Annotated in this window: 13 protein-coding genes and 1 other RNA gene; 5 read left to right on the forward strand and 9 right to left on the reverse strand. The window is 64.7% G+C overall.

Translation table 11 applies throughout. From position 1 onward, the window contains the following. Positions 1-244: 244 nt before the first annotated feature. The 6 genes from flgF to A7D17_RS20560 all read right to left on the reverse strand — a co-directional run bounded on the left by flgF (position 245) and on the right by A7D17_RS20560 (position 5,209). Positions 245-1,000 carry a flagellar basal-body rod protein FlgF gene (flgF, locus tag A7D17_RS20535; RefSeq protein WP_019300290.1) on the reverse strand — a complete coding sequence of 252 codons (756 nt, stop codon included), beginning with the start codon at positions 998-1,000 and terminating at the stop codon, positions 245-247. Positions 1,001-1,159: 159 nt separating this feature from the next. Next, a complete protein-coding gene (gene flgE / locus A7D17_RS20540) occupies positions 1,160-2,383 on the reverse strand; it encodes a flagellar hook protein FlgE (protein ID WP_064510808.1) in 1,224 nt (407 codons plus the stop codon). Positions 2,384-2,414: 31 nt separating this feature from the next. Beyond that, entirely contained in the window at positions 2,415-3,080 is a 666-nt protein-coding gene (locus A7D17_RS20545; protein WP_064510809.1) for a flagellar hook assembly protein FlgD, read from the reverse strand. 35 nt (positions 3,081-3,115) lie between these two features. Next, on the reverse strand, positions 3,116-3,523 hold the full coding sequence (gene flgC / locus A7D17_RS20550) for a flagellar basal body rod protein FlgC (protein ID WP_005914451.1): 408 nt from the start codon (positions 3,521-3,523) through the stop codon (positions 3,116-3,118). 3 nt (positions 3,524-3,526) lie between these two features. Continuing rightward, on the reverse strand, positions 3,527-3,928 hold the full coding sequence (gene flgB / locus A7D17_RS20555; RefSeq protein WP_046964057.1) for a flagellar basal body rod protein FlgB: 402 nt from the start codon (positions 3,926-3,928) through the stop codon (positions 3,527-3,529). A 336-nt stretch (positions 3,929-4,264) separates the two neighbouring features. Beyond that, the gene (locus A7D17_RS20560; protein ID WP_064510810.1) at positions 4,265-5,209 is read right to left on the reverse strand and encodes a chemotaxis protein; all 945 of its coding nucleotides are present in this window, start codon (positions 5,207-5,209) and stop codon (positions 4,265-4,267) included. A 319-nt stretch (positions 5,210-5,528) separates the two neighbouring features. Here A7D17_RS20560 and flgA point away from each other — a divergent pair, with 319 nt between their 5' ends. The 3 genes from flgA (at position 5,529) to A7D17_RS20575 (ending at position 6,898) form a co-directional block, all read left to right on the forward strand. Beyond that, positions 5,529-6,173, forward strand: coding sequence for a flagellar basal body P-ring formation chaperone FlgA (flgA, locus tag A7D17_RS20565; RefSeq protein ID WP_064510811.1), 645 nt, complete (start codon positions 5,529-5,531; stop codon positions 6,171-6,173). Positions 6,174-6,239: 66 nt separating this feature from the next. After that, positions 6,240-6,551 (forward strand): flagellar biosynthesis anti-sigma factor FlgM, encoded by a 312-nt coding sequence (flgM, locus tag A7D17_RS20570; RefSeq protein WP_064510812.1) that lies wholly within the window; start codon positions 6,240-6,242, stop codon positions 6,549-6,551. Between the two features lie 14 nt (positions 6,552-6,565). Next, a complete protein-coding gene (locus A7D17_RS20575) occupies positions 6,566-6,898 on the forward strand; it encodes a flagella protein (RefSeq protein ID WP_029219828.1) in 333 nt (110 codons plus the stop codon). Between the two features lie 301 nt (positions 6,899-7,199). On the opposite strand, the gene A7D17_RS20580 is transcribed toward A7D17_RS20575, so the two are convergent. After that, positions 7,200-7,276, reverse strand: a non-coding RNA gene (locus A7D17_RS20580) — sX9 sRNA. Between the two features lie 133 nt (positions 7,277-7,409). Here A7D17_RS20580 and A7D17_RS20585 point away from each other — a divergent pair. After that, complete coding sequence (locus A7D17_RS20585) at positions 7,410-8,636, forward strand: ATP-binding protein (protein WP_064510813.1); 1,227 nt, start codon at positions 7,410-7,412, stop codon at positions 8,634-8,636. A 243-nt stretch (positions 8,637-8,879) separates the two neighbouring features. Here A7D17_RS20585 and A7D17_RS20590 read toward each other — a convergent pair whose 3' ends face one another. Beyond that, positions 8,880-10,601 carry an EAL domain-containing protein gene (locus tag A7D17_RS20590; protein WP_064510814.1) on the reverse strand — a complete coding sequence of 574 codons (1,722 nt, stop codon included), beginning with the start codon at positions 10,599-10,601 and terminating at the stop codon, positions 8,880-8,882. Positions 10,602-10,604: 3 nt separating this feature from the next. Further along, a complete protein-coding gene (locus A7D17_RS20595) occupies positions 10,605-12,737 on the reverse strand; it encodes a sensor histidine kinase (RefSeq protein WP_064510815.1) in 2,133 nt (710 codons plus the stop codon). 119 nt (positions 12,738-12,856) lie between these two features. On the opposite strand from A7D17_RS20595, the gene A7D17_RS20600 reads away from it, so the two are divergent. Further along, a complete protein-coding gene (locus tag A7D17_RS20600; RefSeq protein WP_193395374.1) occupies positions 12,857-15,643 on the forward strand; it encodes a bifunctional diguanylate cyclase/phosphodiesterase in 2,787 nt (928 codons plus the stop codon). Positions 15,644-16,011: the final 368 nt, after the last annotated feature.

Below are 16,011 nucleotides of genomic sequence, written 5' to 3' on the forward strand. Positions count from 1 at the left end.
CCATGCACACCGACCATCTCGACAGGTTCTTGTTGGCCCACCGTCGCGGGACCTTACGCGGCATGGATGCCGCGTAAGAGCCTACACAGACGTACTTGCGGCGTGTCCCGCGACGGTGGGCCGGCACGGACCTTGCAGCCCAGTCACACACCAGCTGCTCTGCAGCGAACTTGGGCGGTCGCCATCCAGGTGCTCGGCAGCGCGGCAAGCCAACCGGCGGTGCGTCAATGGGCGCCAGTGACGCTTAACCGCTGACCCGCAGCAGCGAATTGGCCGATTGCGCGTTGTCGTCGCCGTTCTTGATGATCTTGACCTGCATTTCGAACTGACGCTGCAGCTGGATCATCTCCACCAGCGCGCCGGCGGCGTCCACGTTGCTGCCCTCCAGCATGCCGCTGTTGATGGTCTTGCCGGTGGCCACCGCAAACGCCTGCGCCGGGTCGGTGCTGGTGTTGCGCATCAGCCCGTCGGGGCGCCGCGTCAACCGGTCGGCGGGGGCATCGACCACCTTCATCTTGCCGACGATGGCCATGGTCTGCGGGCCTTCGCCCTGCGGAATGATCGAAATGCTGCCATCGCTGCCGATTTCCATCGCCTGGTGCGGCGGGATGGTCATCGGGTTGCCGCCTTCATCCAGCACCGCATGCCCGTTGGCGGTGACCAGCTGGCCATTGGCGGTCAGCGCCAACTCGCCGTTGCGGGTATAGGCCTCGCTGCCGTCGGGCGACTGCACCGCCAGCCAGCGGTCCTGCTGCAGCGACACGTCCAGCGGATTGCCAGTCACTTTCTGATGGCCCTGGCTGCGATCGAAGCCCTGGTCCACGTGCAGCGCATCGATCCGCGACGGATACCCCTTGCCCTGGATCTTGAAGGCCTCGGTATTGGCCAACGCGGCCTTGAACCCCACCGTATCGACGTTGGCAAGGTTGTGCGACACGGTGCTCTGCGCCTGCAGGGAGGCACGGGCACCGGTCATCGCTACGTAGAGGGCTTTGTCCATGGGGCACCGGGAATCGGGAATCGGGAATGGAGAATCGGGAATCGGGAATCGCAAAGGCGGGATTGCGGGGGGCTGGAAGAATGAGGGGCAAGGCCGGCATCGGTGGCGCGCGACGCCGGCTCTTACGATTCCCTATTCCCCACTCCCGATTCCCAGCCGTTAACGGATATTGATGATCGTCTGGGTGACCTGGTCCTGGGTCGAGATCATCTGCGAATTGGCCTGGAAGTTACGCTGGGCCACGATCATGTTCACCAACTGCTCGGTCAGGTCCACCGTGGAGGCTTCCAGCGAGCCGGATTCGATCTGGCCAAGGTCCGAGGTGTCCGGGGCGCCGGTGCGGGCGGCGCCGGAGGTGTAGCTTTCGGCCCACATGTTGTTGCCCTGCGACTGCAGGCCCTGCGGGTTGACGAAGCTGCTCAGCGCAACCTGGCCCAGTGGTTTGTCGGCGCCGTTGGAGTAGCGTGCGAACACCACGCCGCTGGTGTCGATGCTGATCTCGTTGAGCTTGCCGCTGGCGTAGCCGTCCTGGCGGGTGTCGCGCAGGGCGAAGGCTTCGCCATACTGGGTGGAGCCGCTGACGTTGAGCTGCATGTTCAGCACGCCGGCGCCGGTGCTCGGGGTGAACGGGTCCATCGCGATGATGCCGTTGGCCGGGGTGGTCAGCGAGCCGGTGTCGGAGAACTGCAGCGTGGTCGGGGCACCGACCGCGGCGCCGTCCACGTAGTTGTGCACCTGCCATTCGTTCGGGTTGGCGGTCTTGACGAAGTAGGAGGTCTGCACATGGCTGACGCCCAGCGAGTCATAGACGTTGATGCCGCCGGTGGAGTGGCTGTAGGTCTTGTCGTCGGCCGGGTTGAACGGGGTTACCGTCGGCGCGGTGGCGTTGCCGGGCAGGGTGAAGGCCAGGTTGACCGTGGAGGTGGACTTGGGCGGGCTGTCGGTGGTCAGCAGCTGCAGGTCCGACAGGCGGCCTACATCGAAGCCATTGCCGCTGGGATTGGGCGCAAACACCTGCAAGCGTGCGCCTTGCGGGTTGATCACATAGCCGTTGGCATCGGTCTGGAAGTTGCCGGCGCGGGTGTACATCTTGGCGCCGTTGGACGAGACGGTGAAAAAGCCCTCGCCGGAGACCGCCAGGTCCAGGCTGCGCCCGGTCGGGTCGATATTGCCCTGCGAGAACTGCTGCGCCACGTTGCTGACCCGCACGCCCGAACCCACCGCATTGCGCGACAGGCCGTAGCTGGTGCTCTGGAACATGTCGGCAAACTCGGCGCGCGATTCCTTGAACCCGGTCGTGTTGACGTTGGCGATGTTGTTGGAGGTGACGTTCAGATCGGCATTGGCTGCGTTGATGCCGGACAACGATGTATTGAAAGCCATGGATGAGTTCCTTTAAGTGTCGGTTGCCGGCTCAGCTGACGCGGAGCACGTTGGCGAGCGGGGAGGTGCCGAGCCCCGTCAGGTTGAGATACAGGCCGTCCGAGCCGATCGTGACGCTGTCCACCGGCGCATCGACGTAGGTGGACAATTTGCTCTTGGCACCGGCGGTGTCGGTCTGGGTTGCGGTGATGCCGTATTTGCCGGCGGCCATGCGGTTGCCGTTGGCATCGGTGCCATCCCAGGCAAACGACACCTCACCGGCGGCGTTGGCGGGCACGCTCAGCTGCTTGACGAAGGTGCCGTTGGCGTCGGTGATTTCGAAATTGACGATGCCCGCCGAGGTCGCGGCGACCACGCCCTTGGCCGAACCGGTGGCATCGATGGCCACCTGCGCCGACGGCACCAGCACGTTGTGTCCGACCAGCGCGGCGCCCTTGAGCACCTGGTCGGCGTTCATCGAATCGGAGAAGTTGCCGACCTTGGTATTGAGGTCGCCAATGCCCTGCACGGTGGAGAACTGCGCCAGCTGGCCCAGGAATGCGCTGTTTTCCATTGGTTTGAGCGGGTCCTGGTGCTGCAGCTGCTCGGTCATCAACTTGAGGAAGTCGGCCTGGCCGAGCGCTTCTTCCTTCTTGGCGACGGTGCTGCTGCTGGTCAGGCCGAGGCTTTTGTAGAGATCGCTGCCGATCGTGCTCATCTGGAGTATTCCGTAGGTGTGTCAGCTGGGAAGGGTCAGCGACCCATCGTGAGAGTCGCGAGCGCCAGTTCCTTGGCGGTATTGAGCATTTCCACGCCGGCCTGGTAATTGCGCGAGGCGGAAATCATGTTGACCATCTGCGAGACCGGGTCCACGTCGGGCGAGAACACGTAGCCGTCGGCATCGGCCAGCGGATGGCCGGGCTCGTAGCGACGGATCGGCGGCGCGTTGGTGGTGGTGATCTCCTTGACGTTCACCGAGGTCAGGCTGGGGTCCTGGCGGCTCTGCTGGGCCTGGAAGATCGGCTCGATCGGCTTGTAGGTGGCCTCGGCAGAACCGGCCACCGAATCGGCATTGGCCAGGTTGGAGGCGATGGTGCTCAGGCGCACCGACTGCGCGTGCAGCGCCGAGCCGGCTACATCGAAAATGGGAAGGTTGCTCATGATTTATTGGCCCGTGATCGCGGTGAGCATCGAGCGCACCTTGGATTCGAGGAAGCTCAGTGACGCGCGGTATTCCAGCGCGGCGCGGCCGTAGGCGGCGCGTTCTGCATCCGGATCGACGGTATTGCCGTCCAGGCTGGGCTGGTCGGATTCGCGGGTGATCTGGAACGGGTTGAGCCCGGCGCTGCCACCCACTTCGTAATGCTTGGCGTCGGTGGCCTGCATCAGGCCGCCGTCCTGCACGCCCTGGGCCGATTTCAGCGCCGCTTCGAAGTTGAGATCCTTGGCCTTGTACCCGGGGGTGTCCACATTGCTCAGGTTGCTGGCAATGAGCTTCATGCGCTGCTCGCGCAGCGTCAACGCGTCGCCATGGACGCCGAGAAACGAAGAGAAGGGACTGGACACGGTGCTCTCCCGCGAAGTGTTGCCAGGGAGGAAGCAATGTTTGTGCCAATCGAGGTGGTACGGGCTACGGAACGCGGAGAATGATCGGCGCTGCCGACGCACGGCAGCTGGCCGTCCGGAAACGCGATGGCCAGGGTATCCGTCGCGGAACTGGCTCAATCAAACGCGATAGGCCGGAAAGTTCGGCAGTCCCGAGGCGCAGTCTGGCGTCAGCAAGTGTGACTTGGAATCGCGTGGACGCGCTTGTCTTAACTTTCTGCGCCGCAGTGCTTTTACGGACCTAGGCAGCACCTCGTGGCTGCCATCGTATCCGACCCGGCAGACGCCTGGCCTTGCTCAGGCCGCTTCAGCAACCACTTTCAGGCGCGCCAGCACGTAGTCGGCCAGCTCGTGGGCGCTGTACTTCGCCACGAAGGCATTGGCGCCCACCTGTTCGACCATAGCGTTGTTGAACACGCCGGACAGGGAGGTGTGCAGCAGCACATACAGGCCCTGCAGGCCCGGGGTGCGCCGGATTTCCGTCGTCAACGTGTAGCCGTCCATTGCCGGCATTTCGATATCGGAGATCACCATGGCATAGCGGTCGGCCGGGTTTTCACCGGATGCGGCCACCTGCAGCAGGTGATCCAGCGCCTGGCGGCCGTCTGAAAGCAGGGTGGCCGAGACGCCCAGCTGATCGAGCACGCTGCGGATCTGCTGGCGTGCCACCCGCGAATCGTCCACCACCAGGACCTGGAACTGCCGGTCGTAGGCCACCAGCTGCAGCGAGGGATCCAGCTGCACGTCCTTGCTGACCTTGGCGATGTCGGCCAGCACGCTTTCCACGTCGATCACCTGGATCAGCTCGCCCTGGAAGCGCGTTACCGCCGTCAAATAAGTGGCTTCGGCGCCAAGTTCCGGCGGCGGATGGATATCTTCCACCGCAATATTGACGATGCGTTCCACGCCGCTGACCAGAAATCCCTGAACCGAGCGGTTGAACTCGGCCACCACCAGGTAGCCAGGCCCGTTCTCCGAGTGCGAATCGCGCTCCGGGTGGCCGATGGCCAGGCCCAGGTCCAGCACCGGCACCGAGCGCCCACGCACATCGGCCACACCGGCGAACTCGCTCGGCAGGCCGGGTACCTGGAACAGTTCCGGACGGCGCAGCACTTCCTGCACCTTAAAGACGTTGACGCCAAAAAGCTGGCGTCCGCCCAGCCGGAACAGCAGCAGGGCCAGTCGATTGTGGCCAGCCAGTCGAGTGCGCTGGTCGATGCGGTTGAGCAGATCGTGGGTCATGGGGCAGATATCGACAGCGCCGCCTGGAAACTTGAGGGCTTTGTGGTTGATCGGGGGCGCTGTCGGGAATGGGGAATGGGGAATGGGGAATCGCAAAAGCGGAGGGCTTTGCGCAGCAAGCCCGAGGCGAAGGGCCGTGCTCTGGCGTACTTACGGTGTTCACCAGGCAAATCGCACATCAGCAACTGAAGGTCGACCAAGGCTCAGCCCCCCGGCCGATTCCCCATTCCCCATTCCCGATTCCCGATTCCCGATTCCCGATTCGAAAACAGGCACACCTCTTGCACTGTCAGTTCCGTCTTCCTCTGGATCTGGTCCCATGCGCCTGCTCCTGCTTGTCATCTTGTTGGCTGCCGCTCCGGCCTGGGCCCAGAGCTATCAGTCTGTCGATTCCATCCGCGCTGCGGCGCTGGCTACTGTCGGCCCGGATGCCGAGGCCGAGGCCACGCTGGATCCGGGGCTGCGCATGCCGGCCTGTCCGATCGCGTTGCAGGCCCAGCCTACCGGCACCAACACCGTCGAAGTGGCCTGTCCGCAGCCGGCCGGCTGGCGCCTGTTCGTGCCGTTGAAGGTGCGCCGCAACCAGGACGTGCTGGTGCTGCGCCGCGGCATCAGCGCTGGAGAAACCATCTCGCTGGCCGATATCAGTATCGAGAAGCGTGACGCAGCCCGCATCGTCGGTGCGGTGCTGGCCGACCCGGTGGCTGCAGTGGGCAAGTCCGCCCGCCGCGTCCTGTCGGCCGGCTCGCTGCTCTCGGCCAACGATCTGGTGACGCAGCGGCTGGTCCGGCGCGGCGACACCGTCCCGCTGGTCTCACGCAACGGCGGTCTAGAGGTGCGCATGAGCGGTCGCGCACTTTCCGATGCCGGGGAAAACGAGCGGGTTTCGGTGGAAAATTCCTCGTCGCGGCGGGTAGTGCAGGGGATTGTTGAAGCGAGCGGAACCGTTGTGGTCTCCAGGTAAAAAATTTCTATAAAGTTTTTTTTCTGGGTGCCGTTATCCCCTACGACCTGTAGAGGAGTTCCTGACATGACCCAGAAAATTGAAGGCAATCTACCGACCGCTGCCACCCTTCGTACCGCGGCCACCAGCAGCAAGATCGCCTCGGCCGGCGAAGATCGCGCGTCCCCGGTTGCCGCTACTCCGCCCACCGACAGCGTCAAGCTGACCGGCGAGGCGACCAACCTGCAGAACCTGCAGCGCGAGCTTTCGCAGTCCTCGGCGATCGACACCGGTCGCGTCCAGGCCGTGAAAGAGGCGTTGCAGAACGGCAGCTACACCATCAATCCGGATGCCATCGCCAGCCGCATGATGGATCTGAATCAGCAACTGGCGGGTTGATCCCGACTTAAAGGATGAGCGTGAACGAGTTCCTGCAACGTCTCAGCGATGCGCTGGCCGGCGAACGCCAGGCATTACTCGAGAACGACATCGATGGGTTGATGCGGCACACGCAGGACAAGCTGTCTGCGCTGCGCGGCCTGGAAGCGGCAATGCCCGAAGGCCAGGAAGAGCGCCTGCGCGAGCTGGCCGAAGCCAACCGTGCCAATGGCGCGCTGCTGGCCCGCCGCCGCCGTGAAGTGAACTGGGCGTTGCGTCACCTGGGCCGCACCGAGAGTGGGCCGTCGTACGACGCCAAGGGCCAATCCAGCGTGCTGCGCGGCGGACGTTCGCTGGCCGTTGCCTGACCTGCCTGCGCTGCGCCAGTGGCGCGCGCCGAGTCGGCCGGGACCTTGAGCAGGCCAGGGCCGAGGTCACTCCTGCGGGCGTGCTGCCGGAACATCCGGTCAGGCCGCCGCAGTCCGGAGTTGCCTGGAATGGGCGGCGTGCAGTCACCGCCATATCTCTACAGACACGCAGTGTGATGCAGCGGTCGTGCCCGCCTGACCAAGGCTCGGGTGGCTTGGTCACGCTGCAAATGCGCTGAACCTGATCCCGCCAGCGTCCGTCTGCCGGTCGTGCAGCCTCCCTGCGTGCTGCTCGAAGAACGGCTGAAGAAATGTTGCGAGCAGTGGTCAGATGGCTGTGGACGGCGCACTCAGGACCTGAGTGTCCGACCGACGCATGCCGATTTCAGGCACCGGCCACGCCCGGCTGCCGGCCGCGCACTAGGTGTGTCAGCCGCTCTAAGACCAAGCGGCGATATGGTGGCTTGAGGGTTCGGCGTATATTGAGGCGTCCTTCCTGCCGCCTCGTCCCGTGACCGCCAAGTTTTTTCTCAATCAGACATTGTTGCCGTCCTCGACCACGTTGCGCGCCTTTGGCGACCAGATGCTGGAGGGCGTGTTGCTGTTCCGCGCGGACGGGCAGCTGATCCTGGCCAACGCCGTCGCGCGTCAAAGCCTGTGCAAGGAAGACCCCACCGACGACCGCAATCTGGGCGAGCGGATCTCGCAGGTGCTGCCATCGGACGCGTTGAACCAGGCGCGCAGCAAGGGCAGCTGGACCGGCAGCCTGCCGGTGGCCGACCGCGTGGTCATTGCGCACCTGTATTACAACGAAGAACAGGGCGTAGGCCACTTTCTGGCGCTGTTCCACAACATCGAAGGCCAGCAGGATTACGAGCGCGAGCTGCAGCAACGCCACGCCGAATTGCGCCAGGCCTATATGCGCTTGAACGGCGCGCAGGACAAACTGCTGCAGTCGGAAAAGATGGCTTCCATCGGCCAGCTGGCCGCCGGCGTGGCACACGAGATCAATAATCCGATCGGCTATGTGCACTCCAATCTCGGCAGCCTGCAGGAATATCTGCGCAGCCTGTTTACCCTGATCGAAGCCTACGAGCGTGCGCTGCAGGCGCCGGACCCGAAGGCGCTGATTCCCGAGATCGACGAAATCCGCAACCGTGCCGACATCGACTTCATCAGCCGCGACCTGCCGCAGTTGATGGCCGAGTCGCGCGAAGGCATCGAGCGGGTGACCCGCATCGTGCGCGACCTCAAGGACTTTTCGTACTCGGACCGCTCCGAGTCGTGGAAGATGGTGGACCTGCACGCCGGTCTCGAATCCACGATCAACATCATCTGGAACGAGCTCAAGTACAAGGTGACCCTGGAGCGCAACTACGCCGAGCTGCCGCTGGTGGAATGCCTGCCGTCCGAGCTCAACCAGGTCTACATGAACATGCTGCTCAACGCCGGCCAGGCGATTGTCGAGCGCGGCACGATCACCGTCACCACCGGGCGCGACGAAGCGGAAAACGTCTGGATCCAGTTCCAGGACAGCGGCGCCGGCATCGCCCCGGACCTGCTGCAGCGCATCTTCGACCCGTTCTTCACCACCAAGCCGGTGGGGAGCGGCACCGGTCTGGGCCTGTCGATCTCCTACGGCATCATCAACAAGCACCACGGCCGCATCGACGTGGAAAGCATCCCGGGGCAGGGCGCCAGCTTCCGGATCACGCTCCCGATCCGGCAGCCGAAGTAGCGCTGACGCGCCGGGAATCGGGAATCGGGAATAGAGAATGGGGAATCGTGAGAGCGGATTGCTTCGTTCTGTTTGGCTCCTGCAACGAAAGTGCTGATGCGTTTGCGTCGTTAGCGGAAGCTCTACGGTGACCTGCCAAGCTTGACTGTCAGTACCGGAAGAGGGCGTGCGCAAGGCGCTAACGCAAAGCTCGCCGAAGCCGTCTTCCGCTCTCACGATTCCCCATTCCCGATTCCCTATTCCCTATTCCCGGCCATTGCGCAACTCGTCATGGGTGCGGAAGGCCTGGCGAATATGCTCGCGCAGTTCGTCGTCGTTCCAGGGCTTGGTCAGGAAGCGGTAGATCGCGCCGCGGTTGATCGCCTCGGTCACCGTGGCCAGGTCCGTGTAACCGGACAGCACCAGGCGCACGGTGTCGGGGTAGAGCATCTTGACCCGGCCCAGGAACTCGGTGCCGCTCATGTCGCTCATGCGCTGGTCCGAGAGAATGACCTGTACGTCGTTGGTGGCCAGCAGGTCGAAGGCGTCGCGCACGTTGCCGGCGGCCAGGATGCGGTAACCATCGCGGCGGAACAGGCGCACCAGCGAGCGCAGCACATTTTCTTCGTCGTCCAGCAGCAGCAGGGTGCGGTCTGGGCGGCTTTCGGCGAACGACTCCGGGCGCAGGTAGCGCCGGCGCAAGGCCATGCCGGCCGACTCGGCCGACATCGGCTCGCCGAACAGATATCCCTGGAAGATGTCGCAATCGTTGCGGCGCAAGAAGCCCAACTGCGCCTGCGATTCCACGCCATTGGCAATCACCGTCATGCCCAGCTGGTGGCCCATGGCAATGATGGCGCGTGCGATCGCCGCCTCGCGGCTGCCGGCCGGTGCGCTCTTGATGAAGCTGCGGTCGATCTTCAGCCGGTCCACCGGATAGCGCACCAATGCGCTCAGGCTGGAATCGCCGGTGCCGAAGTTGTCCAGGCTCAGGCTGATGCCTTCGTTGCGCAGGTTGGCCATCGTCTCGTGGACGAAGTTGACGTTATTGGTCAACGCGCTTTCGTTGATCTCCAGGGTCACGAACTGCGCCGGCACGCCGGCGGTCTGCAGCATCGCCATCACTTCGTTGAAGAAGCCCGGGCGCAACAGCTGCAGCGTGGAAACGTTCACCGCAATGCTGAAATCGTCGAACCCCTGGTCGCGCCACAACCGCGCCTGGCGCACCGCGTTCTGCAGCACCCATTCGCCGATCTGCACGATCACGCCCAGGCGTTCGGCGGTACGCATGAAGCGCTCCGGCACCAGCATGCCCAGGGTCGGCGACTGCCAGCGCAGCAGCGCCTCCATGCCGACGATGCGGCCGTCACGGGCGCTGACCAGCGGCTGATAGCGCAGGCGCAGCTCGCCATGCGGAATGGCATCGACGATCTGCCGCGCAATGATGCTTTCGCTATGTGCGTTGGTGGCGGAGTTGCGCGTGTACAGCCGCACCGTGTTGCCGCCTTCGCGCGCGGCCTGGTAACTGGCTTCCTCGGCGTAATCCAGCAGCGTGGACAACGAAGTGGAGTGCTCCGGACACAGGCTGATGCCGACCTTGCCGGTCATGAACAACGTGTACGGCAGCACCGACAGTGGAAGCTCCAGCTGCTGGCGAATTTCCTCGGCAAAATCCTCCGGCAACGGCGTGTCGTCGCGGCGCACCGCCACGATGATCATCTCGTCGCTGCCGTGCCGCCACAGCTTGCCGCGCGTGCCCAGAAATTCCTGCAATCGGCGCGCGGCCAGGGTCAGCGCCTGGTCGCCGACCTCGCCACTCATGTTCTCGTTGATCGAGGCAAAGTGGTCGATATCGACATGGAAGATCATCAACGGCTGCCCGCCGGAGGCGGCGGCGTCGACCAGATGCAGCAATTCGGGATTGCCTGCGCCCAGGCGTGTCGGTTTGACGATTTCCAGTCCGGGCGGGATTACGGGGCTCCACATGACTCAACGTCCACCATCTTCGTGGACGGACTCGCCGGCCGGGTGATAGGGCAGGCGCAACGTCACGCGCGTGCCTGCTCCGGGAGCCGATTCTATCGCGAGCACGCCGCCGACGGTTTGCGCACGCTCACGCATCACGATCAGCCCCAATCCACGCGGGCCTTCGGGCTCGAATCCATCGCCATCGTCGCTGACTTCCAGACTGAAGCTGGTGCTGTCGATCGAGTGCAGGCGCATGCGCACTTCGCCCGCACAGGCGTGACGCAACGCATTGGTGAGGCTTTCCTGGGCGATACGGAAGCAGGCCTGTTCGATTTCGTTGCCGGGGCGCACGTCCAGTGACTGAATATCCAGCTCCAGCCGGACCTGCGAGGCGCGGAACAGCATCGACGCCTGCCAGCGCAAGGCTGCTTCCAGGCCCAGCGCATCCAGCTGCGGCGGACGCAACAGCATCGACAGATTGCGCAGCTTGGTCACGGTGGAATCGGCCAGCGACACCACTTCCAGAAGATCCTCACGGCGCGCGACCGGGTCCAGCTCATCCAGCGCCGCATGCGCCGACAGCTTCATCGCGGTGATCGCCTGGCCGATGTCGTCGTGCAGATCGCGCGAGATGGCGCGGCGCTCGTCTTCCTGCAGCGAGAACAGCCGCTTGGCCATCGCCTGCAGCTCGGCATTGCTCTCGGCCAGCGCATCGCGCATGCGCTCGGGTTCGCTCAGGTCGCGCACCACCAGCAGCTTGCAGCTGCGCCCGCCATAGCGGATATCGCCGGCCGACAAACCGGCGTAGAAGGTGCTGCCATCGCGGCGACGCATCGCCCGTGCGCTGGAGACCGGGTCGTTGCGGTCGCTGCCGGCACGCAGATACTCGCGCACCATGGGCAGGTCGGTGTCGCTGACCAGGGTTTGCAGCGGTTCGCCCAGGATGGTCTCGCCCTGAAAGCCGAACTGGGCGGAACCGGCGGCATTGGCGTACATCACGTGCTCGTCGGCCAGGATCAGCACGCCGTCGGGCAGCACGCGCACCAGCTCGCGGAATTGTTCTTCGCGCTCACGCAGCAGGCGCCGTGATTGTTCGCGTTCGCTCACGTCCTGCAAGGTGCCGTGCACATGGCGGGCGCCACCGGGCAGGGTCACGCTCTCGGCGCGCAGATGCACCGTGCGTGGCTGCGAATCGCCGCCGGTGAGCGGCAGCAGTACGTCGATCTGCACCTCGCCGCCGGTGCACATGTCTTCGATCATGCGTTCGATCCGCGCCTGGGTCGCGCTGTCGGACGCCGTCAGCAGTTCCTCCAGCCGATGTTCGCGGCGATGCATCGGCACGCTGCGCCCCAGTATGCGATACACCGCCGACGAATAGCGGCCGAGGCCGGTGGCCCGATCCAGCTGCCACGAGCCCAGCCGCGCGATGCCTTGCGCTTCTTCCAGGCGTTCCAGTGCCTCGTCGCGCAGATGCTGTGCCTGCCGCTCTTCGCTGCGGTCCACCGTGACCACCAGGCGGGCAGGGCCGCTTGCCAAATGCAGCTGGTTGCTGCGTACCTCGACATGCCGCGGGCCACTGCGTGTCAGCAGGTCTTCGTTGAGCACGCAAGTGGTGTCGCCCTTGCCACGGATCTGGGTGATGATCTCTTCCAGCCGGTCGCCATCGGCATTGGGCCAGATCGCCTGTAGCGTCTGCTGCAGGAACTCGTCGCGCTCCCAACCGAAAAATTCAAGCGCCGCGGGATTGGCATCCAGGATGCGCATGCTTGCCAGGTCGTACATGAAAGCCGGGCTGGGCAGCGCCAGGAATTTGGCCTTCAGCAGTTCCTCGGACTGCGCCAGTTGCGCATGCTCGTCCACGATCAAGGCCACAAAGCGCCGCAGCACCAGATGGATCACGATGCTGGAGAGCAGCAAAAAGCTGGCGTCCGACCAGCGCTCCGGCGTGGCGGCACCGGCCAGGTTGAGCAGGCGGTTGCCCAGTAGCAGCCAGAGCACGCCAATCAGCAGGTAGAGGCCGGTCAGCGTCCACAGGCCTTGCTGCAGGCGCGCGGCCAGGCGAAGTCGGGAAACGGGAGGGGACGAGAATGCGGGCGCGGCGACAGGTTGGTGCATGGGTCCGCGAACGACCTCAGGAGCTGGCGATGGGGCCATCTTAGCCGCAACTGCGCCCGGTTCGGTCGCGCCCGCAACAGGCGCCTCAACTAATCCGCCGAACGGCCGTTATCCATTGCGACTCCGAGCCAGGGGTCGATCCTTCGGAGTGTTCCAGAGTGGACTCAGGCGTCATTGCAAGCATGCTGCAGCACCCGCTGACCTCGGCGGTGGTGTTGTTGGATGCGCATGGCCAGCCCCTGGCGGCCAATCGCGTTGCGCAGTCCCTCGGGCTGCCGGCAACCCTCGGCGCATACGCCGAAGTGCTGGAAAGCAGTCGGGCCCAGGTGGCCGACAGCGGCGGCATGACCGCCTGCGTGCTGCCCGGCACCGGGGGCGGGCGCCTGGAAGGCTGGCTGCGTGCGGTCTGCGACGAGCATGGCCAGGTGATGGCCTTTACCTTGAGCATTCCCGAGCCGATGGGCGCCGATGGCACCAGCCGCTGGGAAATGGGCCTGGACAGTGCCGATCACGGTTTGTGGGACTGGGATATCCCGGCCGACGTGGTGTACCGCTCCGAACGCTGGACCCGCATGCTCGGCTATTCCGAGCAGCCGCTGCCGAACAACCTCACCGCACTTTCCGGCCTGATCCACCCCGATGATCACGCGCACGTCAGTGCCGCGGTGCAGGCGCATCTGGATGGTCGCACCGATACCTATGTGGCCGAATTCCGGCTGCGCCAGCACGATGGCCAATGGCGCTGGATCCTGGATCGCGGCCGCGTGGTCTCGCGCACCGCCGATGGCCGCCCGTTGCGCATGGTCGGCACGCATACCGATGTGCATCACCACAAATTGCTCGAGCAGCAGCTGCGCGAGCAGCAGGCCCAGCTCGAAGAAGCCCAGCGCATCGCCAGCATGGGCAGCTGGAGCTGGGATTCGCTGAAGGACCAGCTCTGGATTTCCCAGGATTTCCTGCAGCAGCTCGGTATGACCCAGCTGCGTCTGCAGGGCATTCGCGATCTGCTGCGTCTGCTGGCCCGGCCGTCGGTTGCGCAACTGCGCAGTGCCTGGCGCAAGATCAAGCATGAAGGCCTGCCGGTGCATTTCGAGCTGGAGGTCAACGGCCTGCTCGGCGTCAATCCGCATCACCTGCGGGTGTGGGCGCAGCCGGTCTTCGATGGCGACGGCAGCATGGTGCGTGTCCTTGGCCAGCTGCAGAACGTCACCGAACAACGCCAGACCGACGCCCTGATCCGCTGGCGTACCGAGTTGCTCAACCGCGTGTCCGCGCTGGGCAAGATCGGCGGCTGCGAGATCGAGGTCGACACCCGCCGCATGCAGTGGACCGAGGAGTGCTACCGCATCCACGGCCTGCGCAAGGAAAACATCACCCTGGAGCAGGCACTGGCGCTGTACACCCAGGATTCGCGCGATGCGTTCGAAGCAGCGCTGCTGCGCATCTCCGACGGCGGCCTGCCCGAGCAACTGGAGCTGTGCTTCTACCGCAATTCCGGCCAGCGCATCTGGGTGCAGGTCCTCATTGAGCTGGACCGGCGCGAAGGCCTGCCGCCGCGCTTCGTGGCCTTGTTCCGCGACGTCACCCGCGAGCGCGAAGCCAATGAACGCATCGAGCTGCTGGCGCATTACGACCGCCTGACCGGCCTGCCGAACCGCTTCCTGCTGCGCGAACAGGCAGAAAACGCCATCCGTGAAGCGCATGAGCGCGGCCAGGTGATGGCGATGCTGCTGATCGATCTGGATGGCTTCAAGAGCATCAACGATTCGTTCGGTCATGCCACCGGCGACAACCTGCTCAAGCTCGCCTCCGCGCGCCTGCACCAGCACCTGCGTAACAGCGACCTGTTCGGCCGCTTCAGCGACGACGAGTTCATCGTGCTGCTGCGCGACCTCTCCGAGCCGGAAGATGCCGGACACGTGGCGCGCAAGCTGATCAGTGCGCTGGGCGAGCCGCTGCGCAAGGACCACGTCACCCTCAAGCTCGGCGCCAGTATCGGCATCGCGCTGCAAGGGGAAGGCCTGTCGGACTTCGATAGCCTGTTGCGCGCCGCCGACGCGGCGATGTATGCGGCAAAGGAATCCGGCCGCAACACGTTCCATTACTACAGCCAGGACGTGCTGCTGCGTGCGCAGCGCCGCCTGGAGCTCGAACATGCGCTGCAGGGCGCGCTCGAGCGCGAAGAATTCACCCTGGTCTACCAGCCGCTGGTCAACACCGTGGGCGATGCCTCGCCGGCAATCGAAGCGCTGATGCGCTGGAATCGCCCCGGCCATGGTCCGTGCAGCCCAGCCGAATTCATCCCGATCGCCGAAGAATGCGGCGAGATCGTGCGCCTGGGCGAATGGGTCATCGGCGAAGCCTGCCGCCAGGCGGTGGTTTGGGATCGCGCCGGGCTCAATTTCAGCCGCATTGCGGTCAATGTGTCGGCAGTGCAGTTGCGCGAGCGCGGCTTTGCCGAGCGCGTGCTGGAGATCTGCCGCGACAACAGCTGGTCGCCGTCACGGCTGGAACTGGAGCTGACCGAGTCGGCCTTGATCCGCGATTCGGACTCGCTGCGCCGCTGCTTCGAACTGTTCGAACAGAACGGCGTGCTGCTGGCGGTGGACGACTTCGGCACCGGGTTCTCCAACCTGCATTACCTCAACCGCTTCCCGGTGCAGCGCCTGAAGATCGACCGCAGCTTCGTCCAGGGCATGCTCGACGACGCCAACACCGCCGAAGTCACCCAGGCCATCGTGCACCTGGGTCACGCGCTGGGCATGCAGGTGGTCGCCGAAGGCGTGGAGACGGTACAGGAGGACGCCTTGCTGCGCCAGCAGGGTTGCGACGAAATCCAGGGCTATTTCTACTCACGCCCGCTGTCGCCGCGCGACATGGCGCAGTGGCTGCGCGAGGCCGAGGCCGGCATGCGGCTGGGCGCGCGGCTGGTGATTGCCAGCTGAGCCGTTGGCCATGCTGGCACCGTAGACGTGGTGTCGCGCACTATCGCCCAGTGATGTGATCGGCTGCGTGCCGTTCCGCTGCGGCAAGAGGACAGGCGACAGCTTTGCTGCTTGCCTGTTGCTGGCGATCTGATCCAAATCCCGACCTGATGTCCAGCACGTGCATCGCAAGCGGCGCGGATCGCGCTTGCTAGTCCCGGGGGGCATTGGCACTTCCAGCTGCAGACACCTCGGTGGTGTCGTTGCTGGACAGGGGCACAGTCCGGTCCAGACGCATCGCCTGATGGATCAATGTGGGATGTTATGGATCTCCCCGGAAGCGATTGGAGCATCCTCCGAACGGATCCAGAATGGCTCGATGGCGCGAC

The organism is Xanthomonas floridensis (assembly GCF_001642575.1).
Lineage (GTDB): Bacteria > Pseudomonadota > Gammaproteobacteria > Xanthomonadales > Xanthomonadaceae > Xanthomonas > Xanthomonas floridensis.

Excerpts from the sequence above, each read along its gene's own strand:
- flgF (WP_019300290.1), bottom strand. The coding sequence starts at position 1,000 with ATGGACAAAGCCCTCTACGTAGCGATGACCGGTGCCCGTGCCTCCCTG.
- flgE (WP_064510808.1), bottom strand. The coding sequence starts at position 2,383 with ATGGCTTTCAATACATCGTTGTCCGGCATCAACGCAGCCAATGCCGAT.
- A7D17_RS20545 (WP_064510809.1), bottom strand. The coding sequence starts at position 3,080 with ATGAGCACGATCGGCAGCGATCTCTACAAAAGCCTCGGCCTGACCAGC.
- flgC (WP_005914451.1), bottom strand. The coding sequence starts at position 3,523 with ATGAGCAACCTTCCCATTTTCGATGTAGCCGGCTCGGCGCTGCACGCG.
- A7D17_RS20560 (WP_064510810.1), bottom strand. The coding sequence starts at position 5,209 with ATGACCCACGATCTGCTCAACCGCATCGACCAGCGCACTCGACTGGCT.
- flgA (WP_064510811.1), top strand. The coding sequence starts at position 5,529 with ATGCGCCTGCTCCTGCTTGTCATCTTGTTGGCTGCCGCTCCGGCCTGG.
- flgM (WP_064510812.1), top strand. The coding sequence starts at position 6,240 with ATGACCCAGAAAATTGAAGGCAATCTACCGACCGCTGCCACCCTTCGT.
- A7D17_RS20575 (WP_029219828.1), top strand. The coding sequence starts at position 6,566 with ATGAGCGTGAACGAGTTCCTGCAACGTCTCAGCGATGCGCTGGCCGGC.
- A7D17_RS20590 (WP_064510814.1), bottom strand. The coding sequence starts at position 10,601 with ATGTGGAGCCCCGTAATCCCGCCCGGACTGGAAATCGTCAAACCGACA.
- A7D17_RS20595 (WP_064510815.1), bottom strand. The coding sequence starts at position 12,737 with ATGGCCCCATCGCCAGCTCCTGAGGTCGTTCGCGGACCCATGCACCAA.